The sequence below is a fragment of the Paenibacillus sp. Marseille-Q9583 genome (genome assembly GCF_976954365.1).
This window is the reverse complement of the sequence record NZ_CDRJTB010000075.1, coordinates 18,698-31,744: the sequence shown is the minus strand read 5'-3', so window position 1 is coordinate 31,744 and position 13,047 is coordinate 18,698. Positions and strand designations below refer to the sequence as shown.

Annotated in this window: 8 protein-coding genes; 6 read left to right on the top strand and 2 right to left on the bottom strand. The window is 44.3% G+C overall.

Annotated elements, in window-relative coordinates:
* Positions 1–469 precede the first annotated feature (469 nt).
* Both ACWNM1_RS25700 and ACWNM1_RS25695 read right to left on the bottom strand, forming a co-directional pair.
* On the bottom strand, positions 470–2,623 hold the full coding sequence (locus ACWNM1_RS25700) for an alpha-galactosidase (protein ID WP_449603162.1): 2,154 nt from the start codon (positions 2,621–2,623) through the stop codon (positions 470–472).
* Positions 2,624–2,648: 25 nt separating this feature from the next.
* Positions 2,649–5,201: a beta-mannosidase gene (locus ACWNM1_RS25695; RefSeq protein ID WP_449603161.1), complete on the bottom strand. Its 2,553-nt coding sequence runs from the start codon at positions 5,199–5,201 to the stop codon at positions 2,649–2,651.
* A gap of 320 nt (positions 5,202–5,521) precedes the next feature.
* Between ACWNM1_RS25695 and ACWNM1_RS25690 the strand changes: the two genes are divergently transcribed.
* The 6 genes from ACWNM1_RS25690 (at position 5,522) to ACWNM1_RS25665 (ending at position 13,030) form a co-directional block, all read left to right on the top strand.
* A complete protein-coding gene (locus ACWNM1_RS25690; protein WP_449603160.1) occupies positions 5,522–6,874 on the top strand; it encodes an ABC transporter substrate-binding protein in 1,353 nt (450 codons plus the stop codon).
* Between the two features lie 107 nt (positions 6,875–6,981).
* Positions 6,982–7,875 (top strand): carbohydrate ABC transporter permease, encoded by an 894-nt coding sequence (locus ACWNM1_RS25685; RefSeq protein ID WP_449603159.1) that lies wholly within the window; start codon positions 6,982–6,984, stop codon positions 7,873–7,875.
* Between the two features lie 2 nt (positions 7,876–7,877).
* Entirely contained in the window at positions 7,878–8,711 is an 834-nt protein-coding gene (locus ACWNM1_RS25680) for a carbohydrate ABC transporter permease (RefSeq protein ID WP_042185023.1), read from the top strand.
* 214 nt (positions 8,712–8,925) lie between these two features.
* Positions 8,926–10,779 carry a sensor histidine kinase gene (locus tag ACWNM1_RS25675; RefSeq protein ID WP_449603158.1) on the top strand — a complete coding sequence of 618 codons (1,854 nt, stop codon included), beginning with the start codon at positions 8,926–8,928 and terminating at the stop codon, positions 10,777–10,779.
* Positions 10,780–12,279, top strand: a complete 1,500-nt coding sequence (locus ACWNM1_RS25670) for a response regulator transcription factor (RefSeq protein WP_449603157.1) — start codon at positions 10,780–10,782, stop codon at positions 12,277–12,279.
* The gene (locus ACWNM1_RS25665) at positions 12,251–13,030 is read left to right on the top strand and encodes a spermidine synthase (RefSeq protein ID WP_449603156.1); all 780 of its coding nucleotides are present in this window, start codon (positions 12,251–12,253) and stop codon (positions 13,028–13,030) included. Before ACWNM1_RS25670 ends, ACWNM1_RS25665 begins: the two co-directional genes overlap by 29 nt.
* Positions 13,031–13,047: the final 17 nt, after the last annotated feature.

The window sequence follows — 13,047 nt, the reverse complement described above, 5'->3', positions numbered from 1 at the left end:
GTTGTCCCTGAAAAAGAATAAAGGATAAAGGATAACATTAAATACAACATCAAAAAATTTTATTTATGAGCATAGAAAGTAACTTCTATAAAGAACAAAATCATCATAACCACATCCAGCGCCTCTTCTGTGATCAGGGCGTGGGAGTGACCAATCCATTCCAATCTCAAATTTTTCGTTCTTAGTTTTCCATCGGTCCTGAAGCATAGATTTCACAATTCTAGAAGCACCGTAATACCAAATGGCGATGAGGCACATTCAGAATTCGCCCTTACTGCTTTTCTGCACATTCATCCGTATATTTTTTTCCGCACCCATGACCAGAATCGGCTTTTGGCATGTGAAGCTAATACAAACACGGACTGGGCATCCTTACGTGGCCCCCTTGCACTCTTATTAATTTCCTATACCAGCACAAAAAACAAGCCAAGAGCCGAGCTCATGGCTGTTTCCTTTTGTAATAAATTATCTATTCCTGCACCTTCAATTTAAAGCATCCGCTAACATAATCCTGCTGAATATCCGGCAGTGCCAGTCCGACCTGCATTAGACGGTCGCCGCCATAGACCTCACCACTTGCCTCCAGAGTATAATTCAGCTCCGGATTCAAGCCATTCAGCTTCAAGCTGCGGCGTGGTGGATGCGGCACAGCCATTACCCGGAAATAATAAATGAGTGCTTCATGCTGATCGTCTGAGACGAACATCCATGCCGTCTCGTTACCCTCGAACGGGCTTTGCAGACGATACAGATTGCCCTGCTGAACAAGACTGCGGATCTGTTTATAGTTCTCAACCTGTTCCTTCACAAGCTCCTTCTCTTCGTCTGTAAACTTCGTAAGATCCAGCTCGTAACCAAAATTACCGGACATAGCTACATCTCCACGAAAGGACAGCGGGGTGATCCGTCCTACCTGATGATTCGGCACAGCGGACACATGCGCGCCTATGGAACTAACCGGATACACCAGACTTGTTCCGTACTGAATCTTAAGCCGTTCTACAGCATCAGTATCGTCACTGGTCCAGGTCTGCGGCATGTAATGCAGCATGCCTGGGTCGAAACGGCCACCACCACTACAGCAGCTCTCGAACAAAATATGTGGAAACTCTGAAGTTATTCGCTCCAATAGTTCATACAAACCTAGCACATAACGATGTGCAGTTTCCTCTTGGCGTTCAGGGGGTAACTCTGCAGAGCCAATCTCCGTTAAACAACGGTTCATATCCCATTTCACATAGCGAATCGGCACGGTAGTGAAAATTCGACTTAACGATTCATAGATGTACTGCCGTACATCTTCTCGCGTATAATCAAGCACCAGCTGCCAGCGGGCTTCGCTACGGCGACGCCCTGGCACATGCAGACACCAGTCGGGATGCTTCCGGTAGAGCTCACTGTCTGGCGAGATCATTTCCGGTTCGAACCAGAGTCCGAACTGCAAGCCTAGATGGTTCACGCGTTGGGCGACATCAGACAACCCGCCTGGAAGCTTGCGTAGATCCTCCACCCAGTCTCCGAGAGAGGAGTTGTCAGCGTCTCTTTTGCCAAACCAGCCATCATCCAGCACGAATAATTCGATCCCAAGCTTCGCTCCTTCGGCCGCAATGGACTCCAGTTTGTCCGCATTGAAGTTGAAATAGGTGGCTTCCCAGTTATTGACCAAGATCGGTCGTTCCTTATCTCTATATAATCCTCTGCACAAACGAGTCCGGTACAAGCGGTGATAGGTTCTCGACATTTCTCCGATCCCCTCAGATGAATACACCATAACTACCTCTGGGGTTTGGAAGTGTTCCCCAGGTTCCAGCAGCCAAGAGAAATCAAAAGCGTTCAGCCCCATCGTAAACCGTGTCATCCCAAAGGAATCGACCTCTGCCTCAGCTTCAAAGCCTCCACTATATACAAGACTGAAGCCGTAGGCCTCTCCATGATTCTCATCCGTTTCAGGTTTCACCAGCGCAGCAAATGGATTTAACTGGTGGCTGCTCATCCCTCTGCGGCTCCCAATGGTTGTACCACCTTGCACCAGACGTCTGCGCGTCAGATTACCTTCTCTTGACCAAGCTCCTGCCAAATAGATCATATCCATTTCGCCAGACGAGAAATCCACACTCGCACTCAATGCACGCTGTAATTGCAGTTGTGTTTCTCCATCATTTGCAAACTCGACCGAGCGGGTAATTACGTTGGAATGCTCATATATGGTATATCGTAAAATAACAGTTAGCTTGGCGTAATCATCCCTAAGCGTAAGCTCTAGCGTATGTGCTTCTTGGCCAGACTCTACATATACTGAAGGCAGCCCGGCAAGTGCTGGTTTTCCCTCCATTACGCGATACCCATTGTATTTCAATTCCGTGATACGAGTGCCGTCTTCAAGCCGAACCTGATAAGCAGGTGTTCTGAAATCTCCCGTGCCGTATTGTGGATATTCCTGCGGCAGTCGGTCAAGTCCCGTATTTCCTCCCAGATTCAATAGGTCGTCCAAATTGCTGTCGCCACGCAGCTTTTTGCCCCAATACACATGTGCCGGATAATCATTGACCAGCTGAAGAATATAACTCATCCCCGCACTTTGTAAATGGAATAATCCCTTATCTTCCTGAATTGAAATCCCCATGCGATAGTCCTTCTCTCCTTAAGATTTACAGTAATTCTTCGCTCACAAAATCAACCATCGATTGAACCTTCAATCCCTTAGGAGCGCCTGGAATCCAGTCCCTTCCATCGTTCCCGCGTTCCGAGAACGTTATCGTCTTGGGCTGCCCTGGGAGAAGATCAAAGTAATTGTCAGAGAATATTCCTTCATCTTCTGAGGTCAGGTATACGCCTCTAGCTAATACATCGCTTGTCATAGTGAAGCTTAGACCTCCGCTATCTGGAGTTTCCGTTATATTAATTACTGAACGCTGCAACCGAATTTCTTTTTCCGGGATAAAATAGTGCACCTTACGATCTATCATCTCGCCATTAGCCTGCAAGCTGATCTCAAGCAATACATCGTTCGATCCATGACCTTCTAACAATTCCGCCACTGGAGACGAGAATACGATAGCCGATGAATCGGCTCCCAGCTCAACGGGATGTGTCCACTCTTGCAGTACCGAACCGTTAAACTGATACAATTTAAACCCCAAATCAGCGGTGACTGCTGTTCTTAAATCAGATACAACATGAACATCTATCCGCTCGTGGTCGGTACCATCAATAGACAACAGAACATCTTGAAAGCTTGAGCGCACGGTATATTGCAATGCTTTCCAGCGTCCGTTGTAATCCATCCCCGCCCAAGAAGCGACTGGCCAGCAATCATTCATCTGCCAGTATAAAGTACCCATACAATAAGGTTTATTTCTTCTGTGACTTTCAATCGCGATTCGAATCGCTTCGGCCTGGAGGATTTGACTCATATACAGAAATGATTTAAAATCCTTCGGCTGCGGCAGATACATATCCATGTATTCCTTGATCAGCAGGTTTCCGCGTCCATTCTTCTGATGCGCCAGCATCACCTCTGAGGTAAGCTCCAAATCCTGCTCTTCCGCATAGCTCATTACGGTCTTTAGTTCCGGGAACGACTGGAATCCGTATTCACTCATAAAGCGGCCTACCTTGGTATTATAATTCTCAAAAGGCTCAATCCCGTGCCACACGCCCCAGTAATGCACATCCCCATCGCCCACAATACGCGTCGCGTGTTGATTCATATCTCCAGTCAAATTCCGCATTGGCGAAGACGGCCAATAGTCCACACCTGGATGGAACGCGGCTACAGCCTCCGGCAGAATCCGGTGGAATATTTCCCCGTAATCAGCCCACATTGTAGCTCTTTGCTCCGCGCTGAGTTTTTCTTTCCAGCCCCAGCCCATATTTTCCTCGAACTGTGACCACGCCGAATCAATCTCGTTATTGCCACACCATAGGGCGATGCAGGGATGATTGCGTAATCTTTTGACGTTATACTCAGCTTCTTTCTTCACATTCGCAAGAAACGCTTCATCCCCCGGGTACATGCTGCAAGCGAACATGAAGTCCTGCCAGACCAATAGCCCGTATTCATCACAGAGCTTGTAAAATATCTCCTCTTCATAAAAACCGCCGCCCCACACTCGCAGCATATTCATGTTTGATTCTGCGGCCGTGGCAATTTCATGCCGATACCGCTCTTCGGTAACTTCTGTGATGAAGCTGTCATTAGGAATATGATTGGCACCTTTGGCGAAGACCGACACACCATTCAGTACAAATGAAAATGAAGTCCCTTTCGCATCACGCTCTCGAATCAATTGAATGCTGCGGAGACCGCTTCTTACACTTTTGCTAACTTCAACTTCCGTACCTTTCACCAAATCCGCTTGGAATGTATATAAATGAGGCTCGCCCAGCCCTCTACACCACCAGAGCTGCGGCTTATCTACCACGATATCCATCTCTATTTGTTGCTTACCACTCTTTAAAGAAACCGCTTGCATCGACTCTAAACCATCAGCACTCATTCGCAGCATTCCCTGCCATGCCGCAGGAGCATCTACTTCAATAAATGCGGTTAATCGAGCCTCTTCCTTTGTGATCACATTTTGGCGGATATAGAGATCTATGATTTGAACTGAATCACGTCCCTTAAGGGCCGCCTTACGCCATATTCCACTGGTCAAGAAACGCGGACCCCAATCCCAGCCGTAATGATAAGGTGCTTTGCGGGCAAAAACACTAATCCGCTGTTCCTCTAGTCCCCCAAGCTCGGATTGATCATTCGGTGCAGGTAACGCATACCCCAGCTTCTCTAGCTTAGGTAGATCCTCTTTAACTACAGAGCGGAATCTCACTAGTATATGGTTTTCACCAATCTTCAACTGATCTTTAACATCCACTCTCCACGCCAAAAACATATTGTCTGCAGCGAGCACATGTACATTATTCACATACACGTCAGCATATGTATCAAGACCTTCAAAAATCAGTTCTGTACAAGTAAGCTCCAACCACTCTTCACCAAGCTGCAAAGTGGTTTGATATTCCCAATCCTTCTTATCAATCCACTGTAGGTTATGTTCATTTGTTCCATAGAAGGGATCTTCAATCTTTCCGTTCTTCAGTAAATCCGTATGGACCGTGCCTGGCACAGTAGCCGGAAGCCACTCCTCGTCACCACAGCTTCTAAATTCCCACTTCGCAAGATTCATCTCTAGATGTTTCATAATATCCTCCTAATTGCTAAAAGTTTTGTAGAGCATATGCTTCTCCAAGTGACTTCGTACAAAACTCACTTCGAAAGCGTCTGCTTAAGTTTTGTAAGCCTATTCATCTTTCAAAATAACATACCTCTTCTAGCATTTCATTGAATCCACTTGTTATTCTTGGTATTTTGTTATCTATTCGTTAGTTATACACTAATTATAATCGTTCAAACAAAACAAATAAAGACAATAAATAATAACACAATACATTTCTAAACGCTTTATTTAAAGCTATAATGTTCATGTAAACGCTAACAAAATAATGAAAAGGGGATTAAGTTATGAGAAATAAGTTATTTTCGTTATCTTTTGTTATGATTATGGTTTTATCATCAACGCTTGCTGGCTGCGGCTCGAACAATGGCAACAGCACCAATAACGGGGCTTCTGCAACCGATAAGCCCGCAGCAACTAACACAGAGACTACCGGCGGTGACACGACAAGTAACGCAACAGCTGAGCCTGCAGCGGGTACTGATATTAGCGGTAAAATCACCTTCTTAACCAACAGAACAGACATGATCGGCAAAGAGTACGACGAATATTTAAAGCGCTTTAATGAGAAATACCCGAATATTAAGGTCGAATTCGAAGCTTCTCAGACCGACTATAATCAACAGGCTAAAGTCAGAATGGCCAGCGGCGAGCTTCCTGACGTTATGTTCATTCCTACCATTCCTAACTCCGACCTGCCGAAATACTTCGCTTCACTGGATGATCTCGGCCTGAACGATCAAATCACCTTTAAAGACTTCAAATCCTTTGAGGGCAAGCTGTACGGAATTACCACAGGGAACTCTACATCCGGGATTGTTTATAACAAAAAAGCATTTACGGATGCTGGCATCACAGAAACCCCTAAGACTTGGGATGAATTCCTGGCTGCCTGCGAAAAGCTGAAAGCAAAAGGTGTCATTCCACTGTCCTCTAACTTCAAAGATAAATGGCCACTCGGTACTTGGGCTTATGATACTCCGCGCCTAATTGCAGGCAACCCTGACTTCCCTAATGAGAAGCTGAACTCTGAGACACCATTCACCATGGACAATGGCTATGGTAAAGCCTTTAGCCTGCTCAAGGAGCTCAACGAAAAAGGGTTTCTGGAAAAAGACATCAACTCCACCAACTGGGAGCAATCGAAAAAAGACATCGCTTCTGGTAAGTTCGCCATGTACTATCTCGGCAACTGGGTCATTAACCAAGTTATTGGAGTAGGAGCTCCTTCAGAAGATGTTGGCTTCTTCCCGTTCCCTTATGACAATTCAGGTAAACCATCCGCTACTCTTAGCCCTGACTTCTTCTATGCTGTTGCTAAAAACAGCAAAAATTTAGAAGCTGCCAAAGCTTTCGTAAAATGGATGATTGAGGATTCCGGCTATGAGGACTTCGCGGGCTTTATCTCCCCACTTAAAGGAAAAGAATCTAATCTGGCTCAGCTAAAAGAATTCCAAGCTACCGGAGTAGAGTTAGTAGAAGGAACTGTTGACGATGCGAAGGTTACAGAAATCGGCAATAAGGCACAACTAGATCTCCCTGCTGTTGTACAGGAATTTGTGCTTGCCAAAGATCCGCAAACTGTATTAGACAAATGGAATAAAGCCTGGGCTAAAGCTAAGAAAGATCTCGGCTATTAATACAAACTTTTGACCAGAAGTACACCACCGCGCAAAATGGATTATCGCCCTTACGGATAGTCCATTTTGCCTTTCCATACCAAGCTTTTATGAAAGAAGGGCTAGCGATGTTCGGAACACTTTCCTATAACAAACAAAAAATGATAATCATCGTATCTTTCCTTACGATCCCATTGTTGCTCCTTGCGACATTCACGTATTATCCAGCGCTTAAGCTGATCTATTACAGCTTCACCAACTGGGATGGCTATAGTCCTGAGAAACCATGGGTCGGACTTGCTAATTACCGCGAGGTCTTCTCTAATCCTGATATTTTCAAAGTATTTACACATAACTTCGCTTACTTCGCTATGGGAATTATTCAGAACATAGTCGCCATTTATTTTGCGGTTGTTCTGAATAGTAAGCTCAAAGGGAAAAACGCATTCCGAATCTTACTTTTCCTTCCTTACATCATGAACGGAGTTGCCGTTGCTTTTATGTTTGGTTATGTCTTTGATACTACTAACGGATCTCTGAATATGTTCCTGAATAGCATCGGTCTAACCGGACTAGGACAGACCAGCTGGCTTGGAACAGAAGGACTGGTTAACTATTCTCTGGCATCCACAGGATTTTGGCGTTTCATGGGTTATAACATGGTCATCTACATCGCTTCCTTGCAGGCCATACCAAACGATATCTATGAGGCTTCAAAGATTGATGGTGCTGGACCTTTCCAAACCCTTTGGAGAATTACTTTACCGAATATGAAGCCAGTCATTCAGCTTAACTTATTTCTTACCGTCACAGGAGCACTGGAAGTCTTTGATCTCCCATTCGTATTGACCAAGGGTGGTCCTGCAGGCGCCAGCGAAACTTACGTACAGAAAGTTGTAGACACTGCATTTGCTTACAACAACTATGGTCTCGCTTCTGCTATGAGTATTATCTTGCTCTTCTTTGTCGTCATCGTACTATTAGTACAGCAACTAGTTCTTAGCCGGGGAGGAGACAAATAGACATGACAAACTCCAAATTCCGCTTTACAGATGTTATTAAATACTTCTCGCTAATCATCGGCGTATTTGTCGTGCTTTTCCCTCCTTATGTAGTTATCGTAAATGCCTTCAAATCGACTGATGAATTTAACAGTAGTAGCTCCATGGCACTGCCAAAAAGCTTTTTTAATTTCGATAATTTCATTGCGGTGTTCCAACGTGGAGGTTTACTTAACGGATTTGGTAACGTATTAATTATCATAGCTATTACTTTAATTCTGAACATTCTATTTGGAACTATGGTAGCATTTGTACTGGGACGCTTCTCTTTTAAATTAAAACCTGTTGTCTTTGGTGCTTATCTAATAGCCACTATCATTCCTAGCATCACGACGCAAGTAGCCACTTTTGGTATCATCAAAAGCATGGGGCTTTATAATACACTCGGCGCCCCTATCGTGCTATATATCGGAGCAGATGTGATTCAAATTATTCTTTATTTGCAATTTATCCGTAACATTCCCGTGGATCTAGATGAGAACGCGATGGTAGAAGGTGCATCTCTTTTTAAAATCTATCGCTCGATTATTTTTCCATTATTGACGCCGGCTACGGCTACTTTGATTATCTTGAAAACGATTAGTATCTATAATGACATGTACATCCCTTATCTATATATGCCAAAACAAAGCCTGGGCGTAGTTACGACGATCCTGATGCGTTTTCAAGGGGTCAATTCGGGCGAATGGAATTTGATCTGTGCGGCCATTCTGCTTATCCTGCTCCCCACAATAATTCTATATTTCTTCCTACAACGTTACATCTTTGAAGGCGTAACCAGCGGGGCAGTTAAATAAGGAAGCTCACTTTAAATACCAGTTCAAAAAGTCGAGTTTTCAGCACCGAGAAGGTTGTGAGAACCCGAAGGAGGAGGAACGGAGTTTAGGCAAAACCTAAATGAGTACCGGACTTCGAGGGTGAACGCAAGATTCGACGTCGAGTGGCTTCCTGGGTTACTTCGTGATCAAAAGTCGAGTTTTTGAACAACCTCTTTAAGAAAGGATAACGCAAATGGTATCATTCATCCGGCTAGCCTTACGAAAAATGTGGTTGTTCCTTGCCAATCTTCCGATGGAGCGAAAACTGATCGTCGTATTTGTCTTTCTGATCTCGTTTCCAATCACTTATGTTAGTTATTTGTCCTCCCACTCCATGTTTAATTCTGTTCTTGTGAATGCAACGGAAGGCGCGAACCAAATGACATCGAATGCCTCTGATACCATTGACCGTTATGTTGCCGATCTAAAAAGATACACAGCGCTACCGCTGTATAACACCGATGTACAATTCTACCTAACTCAGCAAAATACCGACTGGGATAAAAGTACTGGCATGGCGATGTTCCTGAGCTACTTGAAGCATACGAAGGAAGAGATCATCGCCGTGTACATGGTGGATCAGTACGGTTCTGTTTTTTATGATAGAGTCCCCGGGATCCACGAGCTGTATCCTGAAGAACGACTAGCCGAATGGAGGACCTTAAGTGAAGAAGCCGGGGCCGCTCCTGTCATTCAAGGCAGACATACGATACGTATAAACTCCAATGTCCATAGAGAGGTTTTCAGTGTACTTCGCACCATTAATTCTGTAAGCACGCTAGATAATATAGGAATTCTCGTATTTGATGTAGACATCAATTTGTTTAAGGGGATCATTGATCCCGTAAACGCAGTTACACAAGGCAACACACTAATTGTAGATAATACCGGAGAACTGATCTATGACGGCGAAGACGCCTCAGACTCGATACAAACTGGCGAGGGGCAAAGTCTGAACACGCAGCTTTTGCTGCAGCATGTGAATCAGCAACAGGATCATTTTCAAATAGAAATGAATGGCCAGTCTTATCTTGCAGTGTACACTGTCTCGAAACAGACAGGTTGGACGACTATGGTTACGATTCCTTTAGCCCGGATCCTGTCACCTGTACAGAAGAATCGCAATGCTCTTATATTAACTACACTGATCATTATTGCTTTTGCACTTTGTGTTGCGACGTTCATCTCACATGCGCTGACCAAACCCCTTAAATCTTTAGTCCGTCTAATGAAACGGGTACAGCACGGTAATCTAGATGTCTGGCAGCACTCTAAATATAATGATGAGATTGGAATGCTTGGCAGTCATTTTAATCGAATGATCATAAGGGTCAAGGATCTGCTACAGGAAGTATCCCTCACTGAGAAGCGTAAGCAGAAGGCTGATATGAGGGCACTTCAGAATCAGATCAACCCCCATTTTATTTATAATACGCTGGAGTCTATCCGTATGCTGGCAGAGAGCAATGATGACCCCCGTGTAGCGAAACTCACCTATTTGCTTGGACTTCAGATGCGTTACAGTATTGTCCGAAGCGAAGAAGCCGTTACGATCAGACAAGAGCTAGATCATGTACGAAATTATTATCATCTGCTACAAATCCGATTTCCAGATAAGTTCAATCTACACATTGATGTGCCAGAGAAATTTCTACACCTTCCTGTAATCAAGCTTGTCTTCCAACCCATTGTGGAGAACGCAGTTTTTCATGGCTTAGATCAAAAAGCAGGTCTCGGTACCTTAAGCATCACCGCATGGAGTGAGCATGGAAATGTCGTATTCTGTGTAGAAGATGATGGCATCGGTATGGATGCAGCTACCCTTCGTTCCTTAAATAATAGTCTGCAAAATGGGACTGAAAGTGAAATATTTGGTATTGGCCTACGAAATGTGAATGAGAGGATCCGTCTGCATTACGGCAGCTCATTCGGGCTCCTTGTAGAGAGTAAGCTCGGAGTGGGTACTCGTGTTACGCTGCGTATTGAGGACATTACCTTCACTACTCATAATGAAGATGATATGAATTACAGAGAGGAGATGCTCTGATTGCTGCGTATTTCAATTGTTGACGATGAAATCCTGATCCGCGAAGGTCTGGCCCGAATGATCAGCAAAGAAAATACTGAATTTCTGGTCATCGGCACCTACTCCGATGGGAAACATCTACTTGACGAGTTACCTTCACTTCAACTTGATGTTGTGATTACTGATATTCGTATGCCACAAATTAACGGCTTGGAATTAATTAAACAATTAAAAGCCAGTCACCCACAAATCCGCTCCATTCTAATGAGTGGATTTGTGGAATTTAATTATGCCAGAGAAGCCATACGCAGCTCTGCAGTAGACTACTTATTAAAGCCAATCGATAAGGAGCAATTATTCGAGCTGCTTTATCAACTAGAGGAAGAGCAGCAGTTCTCTCGTGACAAGGAGGTACGTCACCGTTCTGGTCTCTTATTGACCCTTCTTCAAGGCGACGAGCCCCCTTCACCCTTGCTTTTGTCGAGCCTTACTTTACCCCAGCCTTATTTCTCAGTCTTAGTGTTCAAAGGAAGATCAAGAGAACCCGTCTGTTTTTGTGTAGACAGTCTGCGGCAAGAGATGGCATTTAGTATCGACAGCTTAGAGATTCAAAATGGACTGCATGTCTGTATCCTGTATTCTACAAAGCAACTCTCAGACAGCGATAGGAAAGAAATCGGCGACAGAATCCGTATCTCTGCCAATGGTATGATACTGCATGTAGGTACTAGCAGTTCCTATAATGATACCGGCAAGCTTAGACAAGCATATCTAGATGCTAAGTTAGCCTGCAGCGTCGGCATTTATAATCCTGACCGATTGCACTATGCAAATATTCAGAACATTCAGCAGTCTGAGATAAATATCCTTGAGCCTTTTAATGCGATCAAGGAACCATTAATCCATGATCTGCAGATCCTGAATATGGAGGGTGCTTTAGAGCGCGTGCATAACTTATTCTCAGTTCTGAAATCACAACAAGCTGTGCCTCATCAAATTCTCCGTGTCTGTCGATGGGTTATTGAATCTGCGCAGAAAGAATTGCAAGAATTTGAGGCCCTCTACAAAGGTGCACCCTATCTTGGGCTGGATGAAAGCTTCGCGTCCAGTATGAGCTTCAGTGAAATCGAGCGTAGTTTCACCAACCATTTCTCAAGCATTCTATTTGAGATCAGAGCCCATCGACTAGAGATGTCCGGTACAGCTGTAGAAACCATAAAGCGCTGGATATCAGCCAACTATAATCAACATGCGGATCTGAACACCTTAGCGAATATGGTTTTTTTGACACCAAGCTATTTAAGTAAGCTGTTCAAACAAGAGACTGGACTTACATTAACGGACTACATCACGGAAATCCGGCTACGTAAAGCCAAGTATCTGCTCAAGAATGCCCATGACCTAAAGATTCACGAGATTGGAGCAGAAGTTGGATATGGCGATCCTGCCTATTTCAATAAGCTTTTTAAACGTGTAGTCGGCATTACACCCAATGAATATAAACGAATTTCTATCGTATAAGGAGTTTGATCACTTGCAATCACAGATTCACACGAGCAGCGATAATCATGAAATCACCGTCTATGACACCACAGAACTGTACGGTGAACAAGGTTCGTTCCGCGTCATGCAGTTTTCCAATCAGGCCATTCAAGGTGCGATGGATCTCAATCACCCAGAACGAGTTGTGTTTGAATATCCGCGAGCCATCATTCACTTGATGGAATGCAATGCTCCCTCTTTCGAGGATGCCTTTCTTATAGGTCATGGGATTGGAACGATTGCTGGGCATTTTCTAGACAAAAGATTTAAAGTAGCTGAGCTAGACAGCGAAGTAGTCGAATTAAGCCGCCGCTATTTTGGATACATCCAAGATAACGTAGTGATCGGTGACGGACGTCAGATCCTTGAAGGTGAAGAACCACAGAAATATGATTACATCATCTTGGATGCTTTCACCGCTGCAGGCACGCCGAGGCACTTAATCTCCAGTGAATTTTTCAGCATCGTGTATTCAAAACTGAATGCCGAAGGGTATCTCCTAATGAATCTAATGGGAAAAGGTGAAAATGACCCACATATTAACGCGATTCACACCACGCTCGTGGAAGAATTCACCTATATCAAATCCTTTTCACTGCCTTCAGATGGGGCTGCGGATATCAAAAACATCATTATTATAGGTGGATTTAAGCCGATCCGCTTTCAAGCTCGCCACATGGCAGGCTTTAAAGAAATCCAGCTTGGGCAAGGATATCTTATTCGGGATTAAAGTTATGCAAATAAAAA